The 25,151-nt window shown below is 59.0% G+C and carries 24 protein-coding genes, 1 tRNA gene and 1 pseudogene; 15 read left to right on the top strand and 11 right to left on the bottom strand.

Annotated features, from left to right (window positions below):
• Positions 1 to 53: 53 nt before the first annotated feature.
• Positions 54 to 2,354, bottom strand: a complete 2,301-nt coding sequence (locus tag BM300_RS11550; RefSeq protein ID WP_092346078.1) for a calcium up-regulated protein — start codon at positions 2,352 to 2,354, stop codon at positions 54 to 56.
• A gap of 921 nt (positions 2,355 to 3,275) precedes the next feature.
• Between BM300_RS11550 and BM300_RS31690 the strand changes: the two are divergent.
• The 5 genes and pseudogenes from BM300_RS31690 to BM300_RS11530 all read left to right on the top strand — a co-directional run.
• Positions 3,276 to 4,538, top strand: a pseudogene (locus tag BM300_RS31690) (HAMP domain-containing protein); the annotation flags it as partial.
• Positions 4,533 to 5,438, top strand: a complete 906-nt coding sequence (locus tag BM300_RS31685; protein ID WP_371856169.1) for a methyl-accepting chemotaxis protein — start codon at positions 4,533 to 4,535, stop codon at positions 5,436 to 5,438. The pseudogene BM300_RS31690 and the gene BM300_RS31685, both read left to right, overlap by 6 nt.
• Before the next feature lie 131 nt (positions 5,439 to 5,569).
• Positions 5,570 to 6,013, top strand: a complete 444-nt coding sequence (locus BM300_RS11540) for a DUF3592 domain-containing protein (protein ID WP_170862043.1) — start codon at positions 5,570 to 5,572, stop codon at positions 6,011 to 6,013.
• Between the two features lie 4 nt (positions 6,014 to 6,017).
• Positions 6,018 to 6,605, top strand: coding sequence for a hypothetical protein (locus BM300_RS11535; protein WP_014340199.1), 588 nt, complete (start codon positions 6,018 to 6,020; stop codon positions 6,603 to 6,605).
• A gap of 106 nt (positions 6,606 to 6,711) precedes the next feature.
• Positions 6,712 to 7,089, top strand: a complete 378-nt coding sequence (locus tag BM300_RS11530) for a c-type cytochrome (protein WP_092462904.1) — start codon at positions 6,712 to 6,714, stop codon at positions 7,087 to 7,089.
• A gap of 138 nt (positions 7,090 to 7,227) precedes the next feature.
• On the opposite strand, the gene BM300_RS11525 is transcribed toward BM300_RS11530, so the two are convergent.
• Entirely contained in the window at positions 7,228 to 8,118 is an 891-nt protein-coding gene (locus BM300_RS11525) for a DMT family transporter (protein WP_371914658.1), read from the bottom strand.
• Positions 8,119 to 8,356: 238 nt separating this feature from the next.
• Here BM300_RS11525 and BM300_RS11520 point away from each other — a divergent pair, with 238 nt between their 5' ends.
• The gene (locus tag BM300_RS11520) at positions 8,357 to 9,100 is read left to right on the top strand and encodes an SDR family oxidoreductase (RefSeq protein WP_092149614.1); all 744 of its coding nucleotides are present in this window, start codon (positions 8,357 to 8,359) and stop codon (positions 9,098 to 9,100) included.
• Positions 9,100 to 9,738 carry a cupin domain-containing protein gene (locus tag BM300_RS11515; RefSeq protein WP_092149611.1) on the top strand — a complete coding sequence of 213 codons (639 nt, stop codon included), beginning with the start codon at positions 9,100 to 9,102 and terminating at the stop codon, positions 9,736 to 9,738. The genes BM300_RS11520 and BM300_RS11515 overlap by 1 nt, the downstream gene beginning before the upstream one ends.
• Here the strand turns inward: BM300_RS11515 and gcvA are convergent.
• Positions 9,727 to 10,659, bottom strand: coding sequence for a transcriptional regulator GcvA (gcvA, locus tag BM300_RS11510; RefSeq protein ID WP_063324380.1), 933 nt, complete (start codon positions 10,657 to 10,659; stop codon positions 9,727 to 9,729). The genes BM300_RS11515 and gcvA overlap by 12 nt on opposite strands.
• A 176-nt stretch (positions 10,660 to 10,835) precedes the next feature.
• Between gcvA and BM300_RS11505 the strand changes: the two genes are divergently transcribed.
• The 3 genes from BM300_RS11505 to BM300_RS11495 are packed head-to-tail and all read left to right on the top strand — an operon-like array spanning position 10,836 to position 13,131.
• A complete protein-coding gene (locus BM300_RS11505; protein ID WP_092149608.1) occupies positions 10,836 to 11,609 on the top strand; it encodes an SDR family NAD(P)-dependent oxidoreductase in 774 nt (257 codons plus the stop codon).
• Positions 11,610 to 11,625: 16 nt separating this feature from the next.
• Positions 11,626 to 11,961: a carboxymuconolactone decarboxylase family protein gene (locus BM300_RS11500; protein ID WP_092149605.1), complete on the top strand. Its 336-nt coding sequence runs from the start codon at positions 11,626 to 11,628 to the stop codon at positions 11,959 to 11,961.
• Between the two features lie 48 nt (positions 11,962 to 12,009).
• Entirely contained in the window at positions 12,010 to 13,131 is a 1,122-nt protein-coding gene (locus tag BM300_RS11495) for a flavin monoamine oxidase family protein (RefSeq protein ID WP_092223787.1), read from the top strand.
• Positions 13,132 to 13,274: 143 nt separating this feature from the next.
• On the opposite strand, the gene ychF is transcribed toward BM300_RS11495, so the two are convergent.
• The 8 genes from ychF to BM300_RS11455 all read right to left on the bottom strand — a co-directional run bounded on the left by ychF (position 13,275) and on the right by BM300_RS11455 (position 20,195).
• Positions 13,275 to 14,375 carry a redox-regulated ATPase YchF gene (gene ychF / locus BM300_RS11490; RefSeq protein ID WP_092149599.1) on the bottom strand — a complete coding sequence of 367 codons (1,101 nt, stop codon included), beginning with the start codon at positions 14,373 to 14,375 and terminating at the stop codon, positions 13,275 to 13,277.
• Positions 14,376 to 14,397: 22 nt separating this feature from the next.
• Positions 14,398 to 14,982, bottom strand: a complete 585-nt coding sequence (gene pth, locus BM300_RS11485; RefSeq protein ID WP_003205533.1) for an aminoacyl-tRNA hydrolase — start codon at positions 14,980 to 14,982, stop codon at positions 14,398 to 14,400.
• Between the two features lie 166 nt (positions 14,983 to 15,148).
• Complete coding sequence (locus tag BM300_RS11480) at positions 15,149 to 15,751, bottom strand: 50S ribosomal protein L25/general stress protein Ctc (RefSeq protein ID WP_014340196.1); 603 nt, start codon at positions 15,749 to 15,751, stop codon at positions 15,149 to 15,151.
• 143 nt (positions 15,752 to 15,894) lie between these two features.
• Entirely contained in the window at positions 15,895 to 16,836 is a 942-nt protein-coding gene (locus BM300_RS11475) for a ribose-phosphate pyrophosphokinase (protein ID WP_003205529.1), read from the bottom strand.
• A gap of 47 nt (positions 16,837 to 16,883) precedes the next feature.
• Positions 16,884 to 16,958 (bottom strand) — tRNA-Gln (locus BM300_RS11470).
• A gap of 37 nt (positions 16,959 to 16,995) precedes the next feature.
• Positions 16,996 to 17,847 carry a 4-(cytidine 5'-diphospho)-2-C-methyl-D-erythritol kinase gene (gene ispE / locus BM300_RS11465; protein ID WP_092149596.1) on the bottom strand — a complete coding sequence of 284 codons (852 nt, stop codon included), beginning with the start codon at positions 17,845 to 17,847 and terminating at the stop codon, positions 16,996 to 16,998.
• A gap of 1 nt (position 17,848) precedes the next feature.
• Positions 17,849 to 18,466: a lipoprotein insertase outer membrane protein LolB gene (gene lolB, locus BM300_RS11460; protein WP_003205525.1), complete on the bottom strand. Its 618-nt coding sequence runs from the start codon at positions 18,464 to 18,466 to the stop codon at positions 17,849 to 17,851.
• Positions 18,467 to 18,470: 4 nt separating this feature from the next.
• Positions 18,471 to 20,195: a tetratricopeptide repeat protein gene (locus BM300_RS11455; RefSeq protein WP_092462900.1), complete on the bottom strand. Its 1,725-nt coding sequence runs from the start codon at positions 20,193 to 20,195 to the stop codon at positions 18,471 to 18,473.
• 172 nt (positions 20,196 to 20,367) lie between these two features.
• Between BM300_RS11455 and hemA the strand changes: the two genes are divergently transcribed.
• From hemA to murI, 5 genes are read left to right on the top strand one after another with little or no spacing between them, the layout of a single operon-like run.
• Complete coding sequence (gene hemA / locus BM300_RS11450) at positions 20,368 to 21,657, top strand: glutamyl-tRNA reductase (protein WP_063324386.1); 1,290 nt, start codon at positions 20,368 to 20,370, stop codon at positions 21,655 to 21,657.
• Entirely contained in the window at positions 21,654 to 22,736 is a 1,083-nt protein-coding gene (gene prfA, locus BM300_RS11445) for a peptide chain release factor 1 (RefSeq protein WP_072409343.1), read from the top strand. Before hemA ends, prfA begins: the two co-directional genes overlap by 4 nt.
• Positions 22,737 to 22,750: 14 nt before the next feature.
• Positions 22,751 to 23,581 carry a peptide chain release factor N(5)-glutamine methyltransferase gene (gene prmC / locus BM300_RS11440; protein ID WP_063324388.1) on the top strand — a complete coding sequence of 277 codons (831 nt, stop codon included), beginning with the start codon at positions 22,751 to 22,753 and terminating at the stop codon, positions 23,579 to 23,581.
• Positions 23,575 to 24,330 (top strand): molybdopterin-synthase adenylyltransferase MoeB, encoded by a 756-nt coding sequence (locus BM300_RS11435; protein ID WP_092462922.1) that lies wholly within the window; start codon positions 23,575 to 23,577, stop codon positions 24,328 to 24,330. The genes prmC and BM300_RS11435 overlap by 7 nt, the downstream gene beginning before the upstream one ends.
• A complete protein-coding gene (gene murI, locus BM300_RS11430; RefSeq protein WP_092149581.1) occupies positions 24,323 to 25,114 on the top strand; it encodes a glutamate racemase in 792 nt (263 codons plus the stop codon). Before BM300_RS11435 ends, murI begins: the two co-directional genes overlap by 8 nt.
• Positions 25,115 to 25,151 lie beyond the last annotated feature (37 nt).

Here is a 25,151-nt window from a genome sequence, read left to right as displayed (position 1 = left end):
CACGGCTTTTTCTTCTAGCGCAATTCCCGCTCCTTATGCCTGCGATTCACCCTTCAAGGACGGTAGATACTGGCCTGGATGGCGCCGGGGTATTGCTTGTACCCGCCCGAGTTGCACAGTGGAGTCGACAGTTGATAATCGCCCGCCGTCGTGGCGTTGGCGGTGCGCACATTACCGGCCGCAAACCCAGAGTAATCCTGAAAGGCATCGAACGAGGCGATTGGCTCGTCGAAGTAGTTGCCACGGGAAGGGTCGAAGATCGAGAGCGTGAGCGCTACGCCACCAGGAAATGCTGCTTCGGCCTCGATCAACACGGTCTCGTAGGGATACAGGGTTTGTGGGGACGGCCCAGCGGAGGTGGGGGACGGATTGAACACCGTGGCCACCAGCGTGTTCGGGCTCAGGTTGGTAAGCGCGATTACCAGGTAATTGGCGGCGTTGCCGCTGTAGGTGTAGGGCCGCGTCATGGCGAATGCCCAACCGTTCCTGTTGTTAAAAAAGTCGTCCTTCGAGCCGCCGTTGTCCCAGACTTGGGTGAGCGCGATTTCTTGCGGATAGATTGACCAATCCGTCGAATCGGCGATCCAGTATTTGAAGTAGGTCCCGTCGATCGCGGGTGTGATGTACTGCGCATAGGCGGGCACACCGTCGATGGGGTTGTTATTGACGTCCAGGTATTGATAGATCTGGAATTTGGTCGGCAGCAGCATTTGCATCACCGACAGCACGTAGCCCTGCTTGGCGGCTTTCACCATATTTCCAGTTTCACCGGAGTTCCAGAACAATCCGTCGGGCGCAGTGGAAGCGATCAGCGTATAGGTGATTTTCAGCTTGGCCCAGTCGGTCAGTATCGTGGTTTCCATGGTGTCGAACGTGTCCAGCAATCCTTCGAAGGTAGCGCTCAATTGTCCCCACAGGTCGGCATAGGCTACCTGGAACAGGCTGGGAGAAACGTTCGAGGTCTGGGCCGCGACCGCCACATTGATACCGCTCTGGAGAACGTTGGCCGCGACGGCGAAATAATTGATGTCGCCTTCCATCGTTTCAGCCGAGAGCACCGTGTAGATGACGCCCGAGAGCACCGCCAGGATGATGCCGCCGATATTGGTCGAGTCACCGTCCTCGAACCCGGCATCCAGCCCAAGTTCGGAGAGCAACGCCCCCTGGTCCTCGAACAGCAGGGTGTGGAAACTGGTGTAGCAGGCGAACAGGCTGTTGACGGCGCTCGCCGCGCTGAGCTCCAACTTCAACTGGTCCACTACGGGGTGCCAGACTTGCGGTGGGAACGCGCTGTAGTCCAGGCCGAGCATGTCTTGCCGGTAATTGTCCAGGGTGCTGGCGCCGTTGGTGTACTGCTCGCGCAGGATCAAATGGGGCTGATTGTTCATGGCCGCCAGTTTGTTGTTGATCCAGTCATAGACAGCCTGTTGGTCAGGCGTAAAGGCCGGGAAGGCCGGGTCGGACGCCGGCAAGGCCATGATGCTGTCCAGGGGCGTGGTAGGCATGAAGTACCATTGGCTCGAGGTGTCGGTGTCTTGCATCTGAACCGAGCCCCCCGTGATATCGACACTCAGATACTGATTCGAAGCGCTGTTCTGGATGGCCGTGGGGCCGAGTCCCGTTCTCCACAGCCAGGTTTGCTCGACCGGGACGGGTACGCTCTGTGTGGTGTTGATTGGCGTACTGCTGTCGGTATCCTGACCCAGCACCAACCCGGCGAGCAGGCCACTGAGCAGCCGTCCATCGGCGGTGACTTGCCAGATCTGGTTGGGCGAACCGGCCACGAAAGGGCTCAGCGTCACGCCGTCTGAACTGGCGGTGAGTACAAAGGGCACGCCTTTCTCGGGTGCAACGAGGTGGCTTTGTACATTGACCCAGCGAGTCGGCGGCCAAACCTGATAGTGATTGCTGCTTGAGGCCCAGCAGGCTTGGTTGAGGGTGTTGTACAGCACGAGGTTGCCGTCGGTCTGGACGAGCAGTTCCTGTGGGTCGATGCCGTTGGTGTAGGGTGACCATGCCACGTTGCCGTCGCTGGTACCCAGGACCAGGTTGCCATCGGTCTGGACATCGAAGTAGGCGCCATTGTTGGTGCCTGTGGCCCAGATCGCGCTACCGGTGAACGAGCTGTTGGCCGCCACGGGGCCTGTGACGACCTGGTACAGCACCAGGTTGCCGTCAGGCTGCAGCAGCAACACGTAACTGTTGTCGGCCGCTGCCGCCCACTGGCCGGGCAGCATCCGCGTGTTGGGTGGAATGTTGCCGTTGTCAGCCTGGACCGGATCGCCGAGCGGGACCGTGAGGAAGGCGCTGGGGTTGGTGGATGTTGCCAGCGTTATATCGCTCAGGTTGTTCATGTGGATCTCCTTTTCACGACATTGGGTGGACGCCTTGCGGTTGTTTTCGGAGGTGAGTGAGCGCAGTGCATGGGTACGGCTGCGCTCCCAAGAGTCCGGCGCGCCGGTGCCTGCTACGCCGATGCATTGATCGGGAAGTCTTTTCAAGTGTCGGGTTGCGAAGTCCCGGAGCGAATCATCGTTCCCGGACTTGAGGTAGCCGAGGGAATGCTCAGCCAGGGAGGTGCCGTTCAATGTCGCCAGTGGCTGGCAGCACTGCACAAATGGCGGGGGCGGGTCTCTTCGTATATCCGTGGTTTGCGAGACGGTGCATGAGAATCTCCCTATCTATGCGGAAGAAGGCGTTCGAGCGTTGTGCCTTGCTGGGCGCGCATGGAGTGTAGCCCGGCGCCCATATCTTGCCTGAGCCCTCCCTTTTGCGCGGTGGTGGCCAGTGCCGTGCAAGGAGTGAGTCCAAACTTGAAACGCTGTGAATCTTGTACTTGATGAGTACGTTGCTGTTGCGACTAAAGTATTGGTTTGTATAAGCCTTAAGTGGGTATTTGTATAAAGGTTGGTCGTGTTAATTTGCTGTTGTGGTTAATGGTTGGAAGGGAATCTGCAGCATTATTCAAGGGTGACCCCTGTGGTGACTGAAAAAGCAGGTTTTCACATTCTTTCCAGCTATCGCCCTTATTGTCCCGGACATAAGGCCTTCGATTCTTGGTTTGATGACCTCTTCTGCGCTGCGGGCGGACAGGGGTTGCGCCCCCCACCTGCCATATTGAAATTCTTATAAAGAGCTGTATCGCCAAGTTCTTCCAAGGTGTTTGCCTCGGGGACGGCGTAGCAGCCGTAATCGATTGTCATGCCGTGTCGTGCATACGTTAGATGCTGCCGTCTTTTGACGTTGGCCATAAATAGAATCAGGCGGGGAATGATATGAAGTTCAAGTCATTGCAGGCACGCATTTGTGTCACGGCAGGCGTATGCCTGTTTGTTTCATCCATCAGCCTGATTGTCTACGGGCTCTTCAGCGCCCGGGCCAACGAGCAATATGTTTCGACCGAGGTCAGCGCACTGGTTGAAAAATCAGCGATCCGGGAAATCCAGAACCTGGCCGAGTCCCGGGCCAACGCCATCCAGGCCAAGTTGCAGAATGCGCTGGATGCAGCCCGCACCATGGCCAATGCCTTTGCCGCCAGCAAGGCCTCGCAAAGCCCCCTGGCGTTGGGCCGTGAACAGATCAACAGCGTACTGCTCAGCGTCCTCAAGGATAACCCGGACTTCAACGGCACCTATTCCTGCTGGGAACCGAATGCGTTGGACGGGCAGGATCCGGCGTTCCGCAATGCAGAGGATGGCAATAACCCGCTGACCGGGCGCTTCACGCCTTACTGGACGCGCAGCGCCGATGGCCACGTCGCGGTGCAACCATTGGTCGAGTATGACTCCCCGGACCGTCATCCCAACGGTGTGCCCAAGGGCGGCTGGTACAGCGGCCCGCGCGACACCCTCAAGGAAAGCGTGCTCGACCCCATTCCTTATGTGGTCCAGGGGAAAAACGTCTGGCTGACCACCTTGTCGGTGCCCATCGTATCCAACGGCAAGTTCTACGGTGTGGTCGGGGCTGACTTCGATATCGCGTTTATCCAGAAACTCAGCGAGCAGATGTCTGCCGATCTCTACGGCGGCAAAGGCACGGTTTCGATCTTGAGTAACCAGGGCTTGGTGGTCGCGGACAGCCAGCGGACCGACCTGATTGGCCAGCCGATCAAGGCGTTGTTGCCGAACTCATGGGAAAAAGTGCTCCGCGATATCCAGGGCGGTCGGGGTGATGGCCTGCTCAATGCGCAAACACAGAACATCGAAGTGCTGATGCCCATTGCGCTCGGTCGCACGGGCAAGCCCTGGGCGGTGTTGATTCGCCTGCCCAAGGCTGTGGTCATGAGCCAGGCCATCGCCCTGGAGCAGGAACTGCAAGCGCGCAGCCTCAACAACAGCATCTGGCAGGTATCGGTAGGGTTGGTCATTTCGTTGTTGGCCCTGGCTGCCCTGTGGTATGCCGCGGCAAAAATCGTTGGGCCGATTCGCGAAGCCGCCGCCTTGGCCGCCACCATCAGCCTGGGGGATTTCTCTCGTCGCCTGGTGCAGAAATCCGAAGATGAAGTCGGGCAGTTGTCTGTGGCCCTCAACGACATGTCTGAAAGCCTGCAACGGCAGGTGCGGGTGGCCGAGCGTATTTCCGAAGGTGACCTGGATCTGGAGGTCCGCTTGTCTTCGCCCCATGACACCCTTGGCAAGTCATTGGAGAAAATGGTCAGCAACCTGAACCAGCTGATTTCCGAGGTTCAAATCAGCGCCACCCAGATCACCGGCAGCTCGGCGCAGGTTACCGACTTGAGTCAGTCACTCTCGGACGGAGCTTCCAATTCCGCCTCGTCCATCACCGAAATCAGCGCGGTGATGACGCAGATGGCCGCCCAGACCCGGGACAATGCCGCCAACGCCAAGAAGGCCGATGAGCAATCCCAGGCCTCGCGGGCCGATGCCGGGGAAAGCGACAAATTGATGAGCGAACTGATAGCCGCCATGGCCGAAATCGACAACTCGGGCAAGGACATCACTGCGATCATCACCACCATCGACAACATCGCCGCCCAAACCAACCTGCTGGCCTTGAACGCGGCGATCGAGGCTGCCCGGGCGGGTGAGCTTGGGCGCGGTTTTGCCGTGGTCGCCGATGAAGTGCGTAGCCTGGCCGCCCGCAGTGCCGAGGCCGCCCAGCAGACTGCCGCGCTGATCGCCGATTCATCGAGCAAGACTCAGCGTGGCATGATCATCGCCGGCCGGACCGCCGAATCACTGAAGAACATCGTCAGTGGAACCAGCGCGGTTTCCAACCTGGTTTCGCTGATCTACCAGGCCTCCAGCGAGCAGGCTTCCGGCTTGCAGCAGGCCAGCATCGGCTTGGAACAGATCGATGAAGTGACGCAGAAAAACCAGTCGAATTCGCAAGAGTGTGCAGTGGCGGCCAAGGACCTTTCAGAGCGAGCTTCCCTGATGCAGCGGGTGTTGGGACGCTTCAAGGTCAAAAGAGGCTAATGGGCATCCGTGGCGAGGGCGGAAATTCCCTCGCCACGGCGATCACAAACCTCGAATGAACCGCATTACGACATAGCAGGCTTTTTGTTATCCTCCCCGCCTTCTTTCATGGACGAATACCGGGACAAGCTATGGCTAACAACCCCCCGTCACGCACCGGGACGATACTGCTGGGCCTGCTTTTTGCGCTGATCGGCATTGGCTTGCTGGGCATTGCCGTCAATCTCACCCTCGACCGTCGCGACTTCCTCGCCCGGGCACAGACCGCCGATGGCATCGTCAGCCACTTGAATGCCGGTGGTTCGCATCCCGAGATCGCCTTCACCACCGTCAGTGGTGAAAAAATTTCCTACCCCCAGGGCGGGTTTATCTTCGGCTATCAGAAGGACCAGCCGGTGCGGGTGCATTACCTGCCCGAGCAGCCGACGGCCAGCGCTATCGTCGATGCCCCGGCGGCACTGTGGGGCACTTCCGGTGTACTGGGTGTTATCGGCCTGGTGTTCACCCTTGTCGGCCTGCTGAAAGCCACCCGCCAACGCGGTCGCGATGCGGTTCATTCACATAAAGGACTTTGAACGTATGAGCTACAACATCCCACTCCCGGTTAATGAAAGTCGCTGGCAGTACCAGACCGCTAGCGGTGGTGGCCTGACCGTGGTCATGGTGGCGGGCAGTGGTGGCTCGATTATCCTGCGCTCGCCCCAGGGCGAAGACGTCAGCTACCGTTATGGCGGGGTCGGTGTGGGTGTCGGGTTTGGCGCCAGGCTGCCGCGTTTCGGCAAGATCAATATCCAGATCAAGGGCAAGGGTGTGGCTGCGGCCGGTGCGGCAGAGGCGTTTCCCAGCACTGGCAAGGTGTTTGTCAGCGACGCCCTGGTCGACCGCGACCTGACCAGTGACGATATCACCGGCCCTTGCATGTATACCGAAGTGGGCGTGGGCTTGGGGATCGGCGGTTCGGCCACGGCCCTGCTGTTCGGGCTCGATCCCAAGTTGCTGGCGCTGTCGGTGGCCCTGAGCTCCAACCCGGCAACCTCGCTCATCGCTTCGACCACGGTCAACCGGCAACTGGCGCGCTCGGCCAAGGGCGCGGTGGTCATGGCCGGGGTGAATGCTGGCCTGCAGGCCGGTGGTGGCGCGGCGATCTACATGGGCTATCTGTTCTAGTCGGATTGTGCGAGCGGACAACAATCCCGGCATCTAAAACCTGTGGGAATGAGTTTGCTCCCGCAGGGAGTTGCGCCCATAAAAATTGGTATGTGCCGAAAGCATAATGAAAATATCAGTCATCGCTTCGCTAGGGCTTTTATCGCTCATTCAAACATCACTGGCCTTTGCGGATAATGCCAATGGGAAAAATCTCTATCTACAGAGATGTGCCATGTGTCATGGGGCGGATATCAAGGGGACAGGGCCGTTGGCTCATAAGAGCAATCCTCCTACGCCTGACCTTACAACGTCCGCTTTCAAGAAACGATTGAGTGATTATCCGGGTGTCATTGTGTCGTCGATAATACTGCGACCCAATGGGGATTTGATTCCGAGGACTTTGCGAGAGAATGGTGTGAAGCTACCGCCGCATTCTTGGAGTGTTAAGGATTTTCGCGATTTGAATCAGTATATGGATGGCGTGATTTCAAAGAGCCGATGATCTCTGGGTGCGATAGAGACGGTTTGGGAGGGTGTGTGTATCCGTTTCTGCGGTAAGGGCTACTGGCGGCCGATACTGGCAAGAAAAATCTAATAAACAGCCTCATGCAGGCTGCCCATGCGTGATGGTTCGTATGGATCAATTGCCGTGGTGACGGTTCGCCGGCAAAGCCAGCGCGATGCCCCCCAGTACCACGGCTGAGACCATCAACAAGCGGATCGACATAGGCTCGCTCAAGAGCCAGACGCCCCCCAGCGCAGCAATGATGGGTACGCTTAATTGAAGGGTTGCCGCTTGCTGCGAGCTGATTTGCTTAACCGTGCCGTACCAGAGCGCATAGCCGCAACCTGACGCCAATACACCTGAAGCCAGCGCGTACAGCACGCCAGGCGAACTCATGTGAGCACCACTTCCGAAAGCCATGCCGGGGCCAAGCAAAAACAGCAACGGAAGGCTTCTTGCAAAATTGCCCGTGGTGTCGGCGAGCGGGTTGGCGGACCTTTTGCCGAGCACCGAGTAAATGCCCCACGCCACTCCCGACATCGCCATGAGCAATGCGCTGCCAATAGGCGGCGCATCAGCGCCCGGCAGCAACATTGCAAGCAGACCGCAGAACGCCGTTATCATGCCTATCAGCACTTTTTTCTGAATCTGCTCTCCTTCTTGCCAGGAAAGGATGAACATCGTGATTTGCACCGCTCCAAACAGGATCAGGGCGCCCACGCCTGCACCTAGCTGAACATAGGCAATGGAGAAAAGGTAGGCGTAAAGAAAAAGAGAAAGGCCACCCCTCCAGCTACCGCCGATGCTTGGACGAGGATTACGACGCCTGATCAAGAGCAGCAAAAATGCCCCGCCACTGAGCAACCGAATCGCCGTGAATGAATCGGGGTCAATTTGACCGTTCATCAGTGCCTGGCGGCAAAAAATCGAATTTGCTGCGAAGGCAACCAGGCACAGAATCGCCTGCAATGCCCAGATCGAACGGCTGGTTTCATTGCGGTCTGGGTCAGTTATCGCAGTCATCAGGCAAACGCTCCAACCAATAGAAAAACTTTACTGACTTGCTCTGTAGTTGCCGAAATTGAGTTCAACAATTCAGAGCTAATAGAATCTTTGGAGATCAGTAGGGTTCTCCACAACGAAGATTTTCTATGTCGGATGCGTAGATTTAATCAGTCGCGATGCGGCGTTTGTTTTCACACCATGACTTCATTCGAGCTGAATGCAGCCCCCTACATAGCCCAGCTCGCAACAGGAGTCTTATATGCTCACCGGTAAAACAGCGTTGATCACTGGCGGTAACTCAGGCATCGGCCTGGCCACGGCGAAGGTGTTTCTGGCTCACGGTGCGCGCGTTGCGATCACCGGCCGCGATGCGGATAAATTGGCGGCGGCGCGCAGAGAGCTTGGCCCAGGTGTTATCACGTTGGTCGCTGATGTAAGTTCAAGCGAGCAACTCCGGCAAATGGCGAAGGTTGTCGAGCAGGAGTTCGGCGGCTTGGACATCTTCTTCGCCAATGCTGGAGTCGCGTTTGGAACGCCGCTGTCCAGCACGACCGAAGAGCAGTACGACAGGCTTATGGATATCAACGTGAAGGGCGTTTTCTTCTCGGTACAAGCCATTGAACCGATCATGCGCCCGGGCGGCTCTATCATCCTTTCCACATCCTGGCTCAATCAGGTTGGTGCTCCGGGCCGGACGCTGTTATCGGCTTCCAAGGCTGCTGTCCGCTGTTTCGCGCGTACCCTCTCGGCAGAGTTGTTGGAGCGCCGCATTCGAGTCAACGCGGTCAGCCCCGGTGCTATCGAAACCCCGATTCACCATCAGCCAAACCAAAGTGAAGAGGAGTACCGTGCTTATGCCGAGCGAGTGGGTGCGCAAGCGCCCATCGGCCGTATGGGGCGCGCTGAGGAAGTTGCGGCGGCGGTGCTCTTTTTAGCCAGTGATGCTTCAAGCTACATGCTGGGTGCTGAAGTAGTCGTCGATGGTGGCAGGGCAGAGTTGTGATGAAGGAGCTTGTTAACGACGACCGCCAAAAAAGGGCAATTGTGCATAGCTCTACGCTGCCATGGATTCATAGCCCGATCGCAGGAGTGGATCGGCGCCCTTTGTATCGGGTCGGTGGCGAACAGGCGCGGGCAACTTCAATGGTGCGGTACGCTCCCGGCAGTGCGTTCAGCGCGCATGTTCACTCGGGCGGAGAGGAGTTCCTGGTGTTGGAGGGGGTCTTTGAAGATGAACACGGCCGATATCCCGCAGGTACTTATGTACGTAATCCTCCTGGCAGCCGGCACGCTCCAGGAGCGAGCTGCGGCTGCACAATCTTTGTTCGCTTGCGCCAGTTCCATCCCGCAGACCGGCACCCGGTAGTCTTGCGTATTGGAACTCAAAACAATCAGCTTCTGTACGAGAGTGAGCATGAGCGCGTCTGGGTGGAGGCTATACCGGCTGGAACCCAGCAGACTCGAGCTAATCACAGAGGACTGGAGTTGCTGGTGCTGGAGGGCGAATTGATAGGCGAAGGTTTCCTGCTGCAACCACTCAGTTGGTTGCGTTTACCGCAGGGCGAACACTTTGTGGTGAAAGCGGGCACGCAAGGTGCTCGCGTCTGGATCAAGGATGCTTCGCCAGATCTAGGCGTGTGATCCGGCTTGCTCTGCCTCGGCAATCAACCAGTCCCGGAAGGCTTGGATTTTCGGTAGTTCACTGCACTCAGCGCGGTAGACGACGTAATAGGCTTGGGTCAACGGGCAGTCCAGCCCTTTGTCCGCAAACGGCCGTATCAGGCGGCCCGTCGACAAATCATCGCGCACCATCACGCTGCGGGCGAGCGCCAAGCCTTGGCCGTCTATCGCGGCTTGCAGGACTGAAGCCGAGTTGTTGATCCGCAATCCGTGGTCAGACTTGATGTGCGTAAAACCAGAGGCGTCCAGCCACATTCGCCACGTGGGATAGTCACGATCGTTGGCCATGGATAGATCATGGATCAGCGTGCAATCGGCCAAAGCCTCGGCTATCAGCTTGCCGTCCTTGAGCAGAGGGAAGTCGGGCGCGCAGACGGGGAACATCACCTCATCCATCAAGTGCACGGCGATGAGACCTGGCCACTTTCCTGCACCGTATCGCACTCCGACATCGATGCGCTCGACCTGAAAATCCACGGATCGAGCGTTCGTGTCCAGCAGTACATCCAGATCCGGGTGGTCCTGCTGAAAGCGCTCGATTCGTGGCAGTAGCCACTTGGATGCGAAGGCCGGGCTCACCGTGACCGTAAGCCCGGCATGTACGCTGGCATCCTTTAGCCGGGCGAGACCAATCGACAGCCGATCAAACCCCTCTCTGATATCCGGCAAGGCCACTCGGGCGACGTCCGTGAGCATCAGGCGCGCAGTACCGCTACTCGCGCGCGTGAACAGGGAAATACCCAGCCACGACTCCAAGTTACGGACCTGTTGCCCCACGGCGGCTGGCGTGACGTTCAGTTCGGCGGCGGCTGCGGAGAAGCTTTGGTGCCGCGCGGCGGCTTCGAATGCACGCAGGGCGTTTAGATAAGCGGGAGTGGTCATTGATAGTTTTTCTATCTCTTAAAACAAAATCTTCTGCGTTGTCGCTGTGAGCGCAGCCGTGAAGAATGCACACCAAGCCAACGAATTAGTACCCAGAAGATAGCAGAAACAGGGTCAATTCCAAGGCGTAGTTGTTTCTCACCCCTTGCGCTCAGTGTCACTGAGGAGATCAAAGCATGAATAGTTTTTCTAACAAGGTTGCGATTGTTACCGGCGGTGGTTCAGGCATTGGTAAGGAAGTAACCAAACGGCTCGTTGAAGCGGGCGCCAGTGTTGTCATCGGTGGTCGAGATGCTGTGAAACTGGCCCAGGTTGCCCAGGAAATTGATGCCTCGGGTCAAAAGGTCCGCTTTCATGCGGGGGATATCGCCAAGCCTGCCACCGCGCAAGCACTGGTTGACCTCGCAGCGAGCAGCTTCGGCGGCGTAGACATCCTCATCAACAACGCCGGCATCTTCAACCCTAAGCCATTTCTTGAGGTGAGCCCGGAGGAATATGACGCGTTTCTGGACATTATCCTCAAAGGCAAGTTTTTCATGGCCCAGGCTGCGGCAAAAGCCATGCTGAAGCGCGGCGGCGGCGCAATCGTCCAGACCGGTTCTTTGTGGGCGATCCAGGCCATCGGCGCGACGCCCTCGGCTGCCTATTCCGCCGCGAATGCGGGCGTCCACGCCCTGACTCGCAACTTGGCGCTTGAGCTGGCCGGCTCCAACATCCGCATTAACACGGTGGCGCCCGCAGTGGTTGAAACTCCGGTCTACGGGACCTTCATGGACGCTGATCAGGTCAAGGAAGTCTTACCGACCTTCAACGCTTTCCACCCGCTTGGCCGCAACGGTCAGCCAGCAGATGTGGCCCAAGCGATGTTGTTCCTCGCCTCGGATGAAGCCTCGTGGATCACCGGCACTGTATTGCCAGTCGATGGCGGCGTGACTGCCGGTCGTAACTAATCGGGAGAGATGCAACATGATGAACTGGAATGAGTATTTTGCGGGCCTGATGGGTAACGTCAGTGAGTTCGCCAAACTGGCCCCGGAAACCATGCGTGGCCTCCACACCATCGGCAGCGCCCCGGCTAAGCACCTGGAGCCGAAGATCCATGAGCTGATCGCCTTGTCCGTGGCAATCACCACACGTTGTGACGGCTGTATTGCCTCCCACGTCCAGGCTGCGCTCAAGCATGGTGCAACCCGCGAAGAAATTGCTGAAGCGCTGGGCGTAGCCATCTCGCTCAATGCTGGGGCGGCACTGACTTACACCGCGCGGGTATTCGATGCCGTGTCTGCCTTCGAGAAACACTGATATAACTGGGCGCCGGATGGCGCCCTTTTTTCGTCCCGGAGGGCACCCATGACTACACAGAAAATTGCCATCATTGGAGGAGGTCTGGCTGGTGTTTATGCAGCCTATCGCCTTCGTGGTCTTGGCATAGACTTCGATCTGTTCGAAGCACAAGGTCGACTTGGTGGAAGAATTCTTTCAACGGAGGTGGGTGGCTTTGATCTCGGGCCGACGTGGTTCTGGCCAGACTGCCAGCCTCGCATGCAAAGCCTGGTCGAGGAGTTGGGCTTACCTACGTTTCAGCAACACGAAGAAGGGGATGCGCTGGTAGAGCGCTGGGCCACTGATCTGGTTCGTAGAGAGGGGTATCGCTCGGGCAACGTTTCGATGCGTATAGAAGGGGGAACAGGCCGCTTGGTTAAAGCGCTCGCGGCTTCATTGCCACAAGCATCTGTCCACGTCGATGCAGCGCTGACGGACATCCAAATCGACGATCAGGCTATACGCTTAACGCTCTCTGAAGGCCGAGTTCACTCTTCGATTTACTCACAGATTTGGCTGGCTATACCTCCTCGGCTAATAGGGAAAATTCATTTTACGCCGCCCCTCTCTCGGCAAAAATTGCAGCAGATGAACAGCATGCCGACATGGATGGCGTCACACGCTAAATACGTTGCACGATATGCCAGGCCATTCTGGCGTGAGCACGATCTCTCGGGCGATGCGTTCAGCGGTGTTGGCCCACTAGGTGAAGTTCACGACGCCTGTAATGAAAGCGGGGCAGCACTCTTCGGTTTTCTAAGTATGAATGCGGCTCGACGCCAAAGCATGAATATGTCGGATTTGAAGGCGTTATGCCGGGAACAACTGAAGCGTCTCTTTGGCGATGAAGCGCTCAATCCAATTGAGGACTTCATACACGACTGGGCAACCGATCCATTTACTGCGACAGACGAGGATCAGGTTTCGCTGGGGTGGCACGGACGGCATGAGTTCACGCTGTCGCTCGATTCACCATGGAGCGATATATTTCATTTGATCGGCAGCGAGGTAGGTGGCGATCAAGGCGGCTACATGGAGGGCGCATTGGCAGCCGTCGATAAAGCACTGGGCGAGCTTATCAACAGCGACATTCGTACTGGATTCGGTTTGGAGGAGCAGTTAGGTCGAAAGCACAACTGTACGGGCTGAATGTCGGTTATGTGAATCTCTACTGGCAACGCTCGGATCTCAATGGATGGGGATGGTGGGGCTTAGACGCGAAACCCCCGTATCGCTTAACGATAACGGGGGGCTGAGGTCCATCAAGTACCGTGGAGAGCCACGGAAAACCGTCAGACGTTAAAGCGGAAGTGCATCACATCACCGTCCTTGACGATGTACTCCTTGCCTTCCAGACGCCATTTACCAGCCTCCTTGGCACCCGCTTCGCCCTTGTACTGGATGAAATCGTCATAGGCGATGACTTCGGCGCGGATGAAGCCTTTTTCGAAGTCGGTATGGATCACGGCCGCGGCTTGTGGCGCGGTGGCTCCGACGCGAACGGTCCAGGCGCGGACTTCTTTTACGCCAGCGGTGAAGTAGGTCTGCAGGTTGAGCATTTCATAGCCGGCGCGAATCACGCGGTTCAGGCCGGGTTCTTCAAGACCCAGGGCCTCCAGGAACATGTCCTTTTCTTCGCCATCTTCAAGCTCGGCGATTTCCGCTTCGATCTTGTTGCAGACCGGTACGACCATCGCGCCTTCTTCTTCGGCGATGGCTTTCACCACGTCCAGCAGCGGGTTGTTCTCGAAGCCGTCTTCGGCAACGTTGGCGATATACATGACCGGTTTGGTGGTCAGCAGGTGGAAGCCGCGGATGATCTGTTTCTCATCGGCGCCCATGTTCTTGATCAGGCTGCGTGCCGGCTTGCCCAGGGTGAAGTGAGCGATCAGTTGCTCGAGCAGGGCTTTCTGGGCGACGGCGTCCTTGTCGCCCCCCTTGGCATTGCGAGCGACTTTCTGCAGCTGTTTTTCGCAGCTGTCGAGGTCGGCGAAGATCAGTTCCAGATCGATGATCTCGATATCGCGTTTCGGGTCGACGCTGTTGGAAACGTGAATCACGTTCTCGTCTTCGAAGCAGCGGACCACGTGGGCGATGGCATCGGTTTCACGGATGTTGGCCAGGAACTTGTTGCCCAGGCCTTCACCCTTCGAGGCGCCAGCCACCAGGCCGGCGATGTCGACGAATTCCATGGTGGTCGGCAGCACGCGCTCCGGGATCACGATGGCCGCCAGGGCGTCCAGGCGTGGGTCGGGCATCGGCACGATGCCGCTGTTCGGCTCGATGGTGCAGAAGGGGAAGTTCTCGGCCGCGATACCGGATTTGGTCAGGGCGTTGAACAGGGTGGACTTGCCGACGTTAGGCAGGCCGACGATGCCGCAATTGAATCCCATGGTGTTTCCCCTCGGATAAGTGTCAGGCCTTCTGGCTGTGCAGGTTTTTCATCGCGCGGTTCCATTCACCGGCGAGGATATCCGGCAGCACGCCGAGGGCGAAGTCGATGCTGGCATCGAGTTTTTCCTGTTCGGCGCGAGGCGCACGACCCAGGACAAAGTTTGAAACCATACTGGCAACGCCTGGGTGGCCGATGCCGAGCCGCAGGCGGTGAAAGGTATTCTGATTACCCAGTTGCGCGATGATGTCGCGCAATCCGTTGTGACCGCCATGGCCGCCGCCTTGCTTGAGCTTGGCAACGCCCGGAGGCAGGTCGAGTTCGTCGTGGGCCACCAGGATTTCTTCAGGCTTGATGCGAAAGAAACCGGCCAATGCCGCTACGGCCTGGCCGCTGCGGTTCATGTAGGTGGTGGGAATCAACAGGCGAACATCCTGACCCTGGTGCGAGAAGCGACCGGTCAGGCCGAAATACTTGCGATCGGCTGCCAGGCTGACGCCTTGTGCTTGCGCGATGCGCTCAACAAAAAGGGCCCCTGCGTTATGCCGGGTCTGTTCGTATTCAGCGCCTGGATTTCCCAAGCCAACGATCAGTTTAATGGCAGTCACGATAGGGGCCCTTCCTGGAGTGTGGATAACGATGTCGCAATCAGGCGGTGTTGCGGCAGTGGACGAAAATGGCGGATTTACCGTTAAGTAAACTTCGCGTTCTCGCCCGCTGTCTCGCTACGTTCCAGTCCGCGATGTTTCCGGCCACTCCGGCGACAGAGTGAAATTACTCTGCAGCGCCTTCTTCAGTAGCTTCTGGAGCAACACGTGGAGCGTGGACGTTGGCAACAGCCTTGTCATCGCCGTGTGCCAGAGCAACAAACTCAACGCCTTTAGGAGCCTTGAGGTCGGACAGGTGAATGATCGTGCCGACTTCGGCGTTAGCCAGGTCGACTTCGATGAATTCAGGCAGGTCTTTCGGCAGGCAGGTCACTTCGATTTCCGAAACAACGTGCGAAATTTCGCCGCCTTTCTTGATCGGAGCAGCTTCACCAACGAAGTGCACAGGCACGATAGCGGTCAGTTTCTGGCCGGCGACTACGCGTACGAAGTCAGCGTGCATCACGTGGCCTTTGGCCGGGTGACGTTGCAGGGCCTTGATCACGACGTTCTGCTTGGTGCCGCCGATGTTCAGCTCGATGATGTGGCTGTAGGCCGCTTCGTTTTCGAGCAGTTTGGCAACTTCTTTGGCCAGCATGCTGATGGACTCAGGGGCTTTCTCGCCACCGTAGACTACAGCTGGAACCAGGCTTGCGAGACGACGCAGGCGGCGGCTCGCACCTTTCCCCAGGTCGGAACGCACTTCAGCATTCAGAGTAAAATCGTTCATGTTGTATCTCCAAAGTAACCACATTCACCCCAGCGCTTGCGACCAGCGCTTAAGGCGATATGGGCAAAAAAGCCCCGCCCCGACAGGTAATGCCGGGGCGGGGCGCTTTTCGTCAACGAGATGTCCTGGAAAGGGCAAGGCCCTTAGCGGAACATCGCACTGATCGATTCTTCGTTGCTGATGCGGCGAACCGCCTCGGCAACAACCGGTGCGATATCCAGTTGGCGGATACGCACACAGGCTTGTGCTGCAGCGGACAGCGGGATGGTGTTGGTGACCACCAGCTCGTCCAGCACGGAATTTTCAATGTTCTCGATCGCTCGACCCGACAGCACAGGGTGTGTGCAGTAGGCAAAGACCTTGGCAGCGCCATGCTCTTTCAGGGCCTTGGCCGCATGGCACAGGGTGCCGGCGGTATCGACCATGTCATCGACCAGAATACAGGTGCGCCCTTCGACGTCGCCGATGATATGCATCACTTCGGAGTGATTGGCTTTCTCACGGCGTTTGTCGATGATACCCAGATCCACGCCCAGGGATTTGGCAACTGCTCGTGCACGCACGACGCCGCCAATGTCCGGGGACACGATCATCAGGTTTTCGAAGCGCTGATCTTCAATATCATCCACCAGGACCGGGGAGCCGTAGATGTTATCCACGGGAATATCGAAGAAACCCTGAATCTGGTCAGCATGCAAATCAACCGTGAGGACACGGTCGATGCCGACTACGGTCAGCATATCAGCCACGACTTTTGCGCTGATTGCCACACGTGCGGAACGCGGGCGGCGATCCTGACGGGCATAACCAAAGTAAGGAATAACAGCAGTGATACGAGTAGCCGAGGAGCGACGGAAGGCATCAGCCATCACGACGAGTTCCATCAGGTTATCGTTGGTCGGGGCGCAAGTCGGCTGAATAATGAAAACGTCTTTACCGCGAACGTTTTCATTGATCTCGGCAGTGATTTCGCCGTCGGAAAACTTACCGACAGAAATGTCACCGAGAGGGATATGCAGCTGACGTACAACACGCCGAGCCAGATCGGGGTTAGCGTTCCCCGTAAAGACCATCATCTTGGACACGCGCAGTACCTGAAGGCTGAGGGTATACCTGGATGAGTATAGGAAAATGGCAGGGGCGGCTGGATTCGAACCAACGCATGGCAGGATCAAAACCTGCTGCCTTACCGCTTGGCGACGCCCCTGTATCTGTTGCTGCGAGTGCCCAGCACTCGATTCCTTTTAGAGCAGGTCTTGCAGCTTGCGATGCAACATCGAAACGTTGCTTCCTTTTGCTACAAACCCTGTAAGGGTCTCTGTCAGAAGGGCCGAGACTTTATCAGCTTCAGCTTTGCTTGGGAAGCCCCCAAACACACAACTTCCAGTTCCGGTGAGTTTTGCTTCGGTAAATTTACCTAACAAATTCAAAGCGTTACGAACATCTGGATAACGCCTTGCTACCACCGGTAAGCAGTCATTTCGACTGTTTCCCTTGGGAACGGGGCGCACTTTAATGGGAGGAGAGTTACGTGTCAACAGTGGATCTGAAAAAATTTCTGCTGTACTTACAGAGACTTGCGGCACCAGTACCAAGTACCAGGGTTCTTCAGGGTCCACCGGGGTGAGTTTTTCCCCTACGCCCTCAGCGAAAGCGGCGTGGCCACGCACGAAAACCGGCACGTCGGCGCCCAGTGTCAAGCCCAGGGCGGCCAGGCGATCCGCGTCCCAACCCAGCTGCCACAAGTGGTTGAGACCGAGCAGCGTGGTAGCCGCATTCGAGCTGCCGCCACCGATGCCACCACCCATGGGCAGGATCTTGTCGATCCAGATATCGATGCCCTGCGTACAACCGGATTGCGCCTGGAGTTTTTTCGCGGCCTTGACGATCAGATTGTCGTCGTGGGGAACACCTTCGAATTCGGTGTGCAGGCGAATCACGCCGTCGTCGCGTACGGCAAAGGTGATTTCGTCGCCGTAGTCCAGGAACTGAAAAATCGTCTGCAACTCGTGGTAGCCGTCCGGACGACGACCGAGGATGTGCAGCATCAGGTTGAGCTTGGCCGGGGAGGGCAGGGTCAGGCGTGCGGCGCTCATGTCATTGCCCCAGCTTGCGCGGCTGCCATTGCTTGATCACCAGCGTGACGTCGAGGTTGCTGCCGTGCAGCTTGATGCGTTCGGGCAGCCAATAGCCGTTCTGCTGGGCATAGCTTAAGTACTCGATCTGCCAGTCATCCTGTTCCAGGTTGGACAGGCGGCTGTCGGCATCGAGGGTCAGACGGCTTTTGCTGTCCGGTGCCGGCAGCCCGCGAACCCACCAGGTCAGGTGGGAAACCGGCAGCTTCCAGCCCAGTTGTTCTTCCAGCAACGCTTCGGGCGTGGGTGCCTCGTAGCGTCCCTGGTTGGCGACTTCCAGCGATACCTGGCCCGGCCGACCGGTCAGGCGGGCCGCACCGCGACCCAGTGGGCCCGACAGGCGAATGTCGTAGTAGTCCTGGCGTTGCAGCCAGAACAGCGTGCCACTGCCGGAGTCTTTCGGGGCGCGAATGCCGATCTTGCCGTCGATCTGCCAGCCGTCGAGGCCGCTCAGTTGTTGCTTGTGCTCGCGCCATTGGGCCTGGTTGCCCTGGCCCTGGACGGATTCACGGGCGCCGAAGCCCGCGCAGCCGGCGAGCAGGGCAATGAAGCTGAAAACGATGAGATGGCGCAAAAACATAATCTTAAAGAGTCTCGGATCCGGTCAGGCGTTTGATGGTGCTGCGCAAAATGGGACTGTCGGGCTGGTCCTTGAGGAACTTGCTCCAGATCTGCCGGGCTTCGCGTTGTTTGCCGTTGGCCCACAGGACCTCGCCCAGGTGAGCGGCGACTTCCTGGTCGGGGAAGCGCTCCAGGGCCTGGCGCAACAGGCGTTCGGCTTCGTCGAGATTGCCCAGGCGGAAATTCACCCAGCCAAGGCTGTCGAGCACCGCCGGGTCTTCCGGATTGATCTGGTGGGCCTGTTCGATCAGCACCTTGGCCTCGTCATAGCGGGTGGTGCGATCCGACAAGGTGTAGCCCAGGGCGTTGAGGGCCATGGCGTTGTCCGGGTCGCGCTGGATGATCAGGCGCAGGTCTTTCTCCATCTGGGCCAGGTCATTGCGTTTCTCCGCCAGCATGGCGCGGGTATACAGCAGGTTCAGGTCGTCCGGGTACTGCTTCAAGGCTTGTTGCAACACGTTCCAGGCCTTGTCGCCCTGGTTGTTGGCCGACAAGGTCTCGGCTTCGATCAGGTACAGCTGGATGCCGTAGTCCGGTTGGGAGTCGCGTTGCACCGCGAGGCGGCTTTGGGCTTCGGTGGTCTTGCCATTGCCGATCAGGATATCGGCCTGGCGCAACTGCGCCGGCAGATAGTCGTTGCCCGGGCCAACCTGGGCGTACTCGATCAGTGCGCTCTCAGGGTCATTGCGTTCCTCGGCGATGCGCCCCAGGTTCAGATGGGCCGAGTCGACGTGGCTTTCCCGGGCGATCAGGTCCTCCAGGTAACCCTTGGCCTCTTCCCAGGCCTTGGCTTCCAGGCAGACCAGCGCCAGGGAATAGCGCAACTCGTCGTCTTCCGGGTATTGCTGGACCAGGCTGGAGAACTCCACCTTGGCGTCGTCCATGCGGTTGTTTTCCACCAGCATGCGGGCGTAGGTGAGGCGCAGGCGTTTGTCGTCCGGGTATTTCTTGATGCTTTTTTCCAGCAGCGGCAAGGCTTCGTCGCCGCGGTTCAAGCCTTGCAGCAGGCGGGCACGCAGCAGGATCGGCGCCACTTCGCCGGCTTCCGGCGGGTTGTCTTCCAGCAGCGTGAGGGCGCCCTGGGTGTCGCCATCCTGTTGCAGCAGCAGGGCCTTGCCGAAAATCAGCTGGCCGTTACTCGGGTGGCGCTGCAACAGGCGATCGAAGCTTTTCATCAGGCCGTTGCGGGTTTCCTGGTCGGTATCGGCGGCGGACAGGGCCAGGAAGTCGAAATGGGTGTCGCCCTTGCCCAGCAGGACTTTCTCCATATAGACCATGGAGTCGTCGTAGCGCCCGGCCCGGGCCAGTTGCACGGCGGCGGCGCGCTGCGCTTCCAGGTCATCGGGGGCATTCCTGGCCCAGATCAGCGCGGTATCCAGCGCGGGCTGGTCGGCGCCCAGGTATTCGGCAATGCGAAATGCCCGCTCGGAGATTCCCGGGTCCTGGGTATTGATGGCCTGGGTCACGTAGTTATCCAGCGCAATGTCGAAGCGATTGCGCTGGCCTGCCAGTTCGGCGCTCAACAGGCTGAAGATGGTTTCTTCGCTGAACGAGCCGTAGACCTTGGGTTTTTCAGGTGCCTGCACGCTGTCTTCGACCGGCGGCGTACCGTCCGTCGAAACGGGGGCCATGGACTGGCAGCCGCTGAGCAAGGCAAGGGCGAGGAGCAACGCGGAAGATCTATTCATATAGGAAGAGGACGACTAACCTGCGGTCGGATCATCATGACACAAGCCTTGGGTCAAACATAACCGCCCCGTCGATTTACAAGCCAGGGCAGGGCGATAGAGATCGAGTGGTTGTTCTGAATCTGACGAAGTAGGACAATTGCCGGCTTCACGTCACTATCAGCGACCTTGAATGGCCTTCCTTGCACTCGGTATTAACCACAAGACTGCTTCAGTAGACGTCCGCGAGCGCGTGGCCTTTACGCCTGAGCAACTGGTTGAGGCCCTGCAGCAGCTCTGCCGACTCACCGACAGCCGCGAAGCTGCGATCCTCTCCACCTGCAATCGCAGCGAGCTTTATATAGAACAGGATCACGTTTCGGCGGATTCGATTCTGCGCTGGCTGGCCGACTATCACGATCTGAGCCTCGAAGAACTGCGCGCCAGTGCCTATGTGCATGAAGACGATGCGGCCGTTCGTCACATGATGCGCGTCGCCTCGGGCCTCGATTCGCTGGTGTTGGGCGAGCCGCAGATTCTCGGCCAGATGAAGTCGGCCTACGCTGTGGCCCGCGAGGCCGGCACCGTCGGTCCGCTGTTGGGCCGTCTGTTCCAGGCCACCTTCAATGCCGCCAAGCAAGTGCGCACCGACACCGCCATCGGCGAAAACCCGGTGTCCGTGGCGTTTGCCGCTGTCAGCCTGGCGAAACAGATCTTCAGCGATTTGCAACGCAGCCAGGCGCTGCTGATCGGCGCCGGTGAGACCATCACCCTGGTCGCCCGCCATCTCCACGACCTGGGGGTCAAGCGTATAGTCGTCGCCAACCGGACCCTGGAGCGGGCCAGTACCCTGGCCGAGCAGTTCGGCGCCCATGCGGTGCTGTTGTCGGACATTCCCGCGGAGCTGGTGCACAGCGACATCGTCATCAGTTCCACCGCCAGCCAGTTGCCGATCCTTGGCAAGGGCGCGGTGGAAAGTGCCCTGAAATTGCGCAAGCACAAGCCGATTTTCATGGTGGATATTGCTGTCCCCCGGGACATCGAGCCGGAAGTCGGCGAGCTGGACGACGTGTATCTCTACAGCGTCGACGATCTGCACGAGGTGGTCGCCGAGAATCTCAAGAGCCGACAAGGCGCGGCCCAGGCGGCGGAAGAGATGATCACCATCGGCGCCGACGACTTCATGGTCCGCCTGCGCGAACTGGCGGCGGTGGATGTGCTCAAGGCCTATCGTCAACAGAGCGAACGCCTGCGCGACGAGGAGCTGCAAAAGGCCCAGCGCCTGCTGGCCAACGGCGGCAGTGCCGAAGAGGTGCTGGTGCAACTGGCTCGCGGCCTGACCAACAAATTGCTCCACGCCCCCAGTGTCCAGCTCAAGAAACTGACCGCCGAAGGCCGCCTCGATGCGCTGGCCATGGCCCAGGAACTCTTCGCCCTCGGTGAGGGCTCACCGGATAGCTTTTCGGATAAAAAACCGCAATGAAAGCGTCACTGCTCAACAAGCTGGATATCCTCCAGGACCGTTTCGAAGAATTGACCGCCTTGCTGGGCGATGGCGAAGTCATTGCCGACCAGAACAAGTTCCGCACCTATTCCAAGGAATACGCGGAAGTCGAGCCGATTGTCGCCACCTATAAACAGTTGCTCAAAGTGCAGGACGACCTCGAAGGCGCCCAGGCGCTGCTCAAGGACAGCGACCCGGACATGCGTGAAATGGCCGTGGAAGAAGTGCGCGAAGCCAAGGAGCAGTTGCTCGAACTGGAAAGCAACCTGCAACGCATGCTGCTGCCCAAGGACCCGAATGACGGGCGCAACGTGTTCCTCGAGATCCGTGCCGGCACCGGCGGCGACGAGGCGGCGATTTTTTCCGGCGACCTGTTCCGCATGTATTCGCGTTATGCCGAGCGTCGCGGTTGGCGCGTGGAGATCCTGTCGGAGAACGAAGGCGAGCACGGCGGCTATAAAGAAGTCATCGCCCGGGTCGAAGGCGACAATGTCTACGGCAAGCTCAAGTTCGAATCCGGCGCCCACCGCGTGCAGCGCGTGCCGGCCACCGAATCCCAAGGGCGTATCCACACCTCGGCTTGCACCGTGGCGGTATTGCCCGAGCCGGACGAGCAGGAAGCCATCGAGATCAACCCGGCGGACCTGCGGGTCGACACGTACCGTTCCTCCGGCGCGGGCGGCCAGCACGTCAACAAGACTGACTCGGCGATCCGCATCACGCACTTGCCCTCGGGCATCGTGGTCGAGTGCCAGGAAGAACGTTCCCAGCACAAGAACCGCGCGCGGGCCATGGCCTGGTTGTCGGCCAAGCTCAACGACCAGCAGACCAGCGCCGCTGCCAATGCCATCGCCAGTGAGCGCAAATTGCTGGTGGGCTCGGGGGATCGTTCCGAGCGGATCCGTACCTACAACTTCGCCCAGGGCCGGGTCACCGACCATCGCGTCAACCTGACCCTGTATTCCCTGGACGAGATCCTTGCCGGTGGGGTCGATGCGGTGATCGAGCCGTTGCTGGCCGAATACCAGGCCGACCAGTTGGCGGCGATTGGCGAGTAAGCACAGGTGAATAAATGACCATCATCGCCAGTCTGTTACGCGCCGCCGAGTTGCCGGATTCGCCCACGGCACGGCTGGACGCCGAGTTGTTGCTTGCCGCAGCCTTGGGCAAGTCCCGCAGCTTCCTGCACACCTGGCCCGAGCGGATCGTACCCAGTGAGGCAGCGTTGCTGTTCTCCGAATACCTGCGGCGGCGTCGCTCCGGCGAGCCGGTGGCGTATATCCTCGGGCAACAGGGCTTCTGGAAACTCGACCTGGAAGTCGCGCCTCATACCTTGATCCCGCGTCCCGACACCGAGCTGCTGGTGGAAACCGCGCTGGCGTTGTTGCCGGCCACACCGGCCCGGGTCCTGGACCTGGGCACCGGCAGCGGTGCAATTGCCCTGGCATTGGCCAGCGAGCGCCCTGCCTGGAAAGTCACCGCGGTCGACCGGGTGCTGGAGGCCGTAGCCCTGGCCGAACGCAATCGCCAGCGCCTGGATCTGCACAACGTCACGGTGCTGAGCAGCCACTGGTTCAGTGCGCTGGAAGACACGCGTTTCGAGTTGATCATCAGCAACCCGCCGTACATTGCAGCCAGCGATCCGCATCTGGCCGAGGGTGACGTGCGTTTCGAGCCATCCAGCGCCCTGGTTGCCGGGCCGGACGGGCTCGATGATTTGCGCCAGATCGTTGCCCAGGCCCCGGCTCACCTTGAGCCGGGTGGCTGGGTGATGCTCGAGCACGGCTACGACCAGGCCGAAGCAGTGCGCGATTTGCTGCGCACCCAAGGCTTTGTCGAAATCCACAGCCGCAAGGACCTGGGTGGTCATGAGCGCATCAGCCTGGGGTGCCTGCCGTGCTGAACGATCAGGAGTTGTTGCGCTACAGCCGGCAGATTCTGTTGCAGCACGTCGACATCGACGGCCAATTGCGTCTCAAGCAAAGCCGCGTGCTGATCATCGGCCTTGGTGGTCTCGGCGCCCCGGTAGCGTTGTACCTGGCCGCCGCTGGGGTGGGGGAGATGCACCTGGCGGATTTCGACACCGTCGACCTGACCAACCTGCAACGCCAGATCATTCACGACACGGACAGCGTCGGTCTGAGCAAGGTCGATTCGGCGATGCGACGCCTGGGGGCGATCAACCCTGAGGTTCGGCTGATGCCTCACCGGGTGGCCATGGACGAAGACAGCCTGGCCGCGGCAGTCGCGACAGTGGATTTGGTGCTCGACTGCTCCGACAATTTCTCGACCCGCGAAGCGGTGAACGCGGCCTGTGTCGCGGCGGGTAAGCCGCTGGTCAGTGGCGCGGCGATTCGTCTGGAAGGGCAGTTGTCGGTGTTCGACCCACGCCGCCCCGAAAGCCCTTGCTACCACTGCCTTTATGGTCACGGCAGCGAAGCCGAGCTGACCTGTAGCGAGGCCGGTGTGATCGGACCGCTGGTGGGATTGGTGGGCAGCCTGCAAGCCCTTGAAGCCTTGAAGTTGCTGGCCGGTTTCGGTGAGCCGCTGGTGGGGCGCTTGCTGTTGATCGATGCCCTGGGCACGCGTTTCCGTGAACTGCGGGTCAAGCGCGACCCAGGTTGCAGCGTCTGCGGTGGCCAACATGAGTGAAGCGCCGATTGGTGTGCTTGACTCGGGTGTCGGCGGGTTGTCGGTGCTGGGGGAAATTCGCCAGTTGCTGCCCAATGAGTCGCTGTTGTATGTGGCGGACTGTGGGCATATTCCCTACGGCGAGAAGACCCCGGAATACATCCGGCAACGCTGCGCGATCATTGCCGACTTTCTCCTGGGCCAGGGCGCCAAGGCGCTGGTTGTCGCCTGCAACACCGCAACGGTTGCTGCCGTTGCCGATCTACGCCGTGATTTCCCTCATTGGCCCATCGTCGGGATGGAGCCGGCGGTCAAGCCGGCGGCTGCCGCGACCCGCAGCGGTATCGTCGGTGTGCTGGCCACCACCGGCACCTTGCAGAGCGCCAAGTTCGCCGCTTTGCTCGACCGTTTCGCCACCGATGTACGAGTCATCACGCAACCGTGTCCGGGCCTGGTTGAACTGATCGAGACGGGTGATTTGCACAGTCCGGCCTTGTATCAATTGCTGCAACATTACGTCGACCCCTTGCTGGCAGCCGGCTGCGATACGCTGATCCTGGGGTGCACGCACTATCCGTTCCTCAAGCCATTGCTCGCGCGGATGATTCCGGAGCACATCAGCCTGATCGACACCGGTGCCGCCGTGGCCCGGCAACTTCAGCGTCTTTTGGCTGAGCGAGAGCTGCTGGCTGAGGGACCAGCCGGCGAAACGTATTTCTGGACGAGTGCAGACCCGATACATTTAAGAAAAATCCTACCTACGCTATGGCATTCGTCCGGCGTTGTGCGAAGCTTCGATCTGTAAGAAAAATGTGAAAACTGTGTGAAACGGGCTGAACTTC

Source organism: Pseudomonas sp. NFACC46-3, assembly GCF_900114515.1.
Classification (GTDB): Bacteria; Pseudomonadota; Gammaproteobacteria; order Pseudomonadales; family Pseudomonadaceae; genus Aquipseudomonas; species Aquipseudomonas fluorescens_Q.
This window is presented reverse-complemented; position numbering and strand designations above follow the sequence as displayed.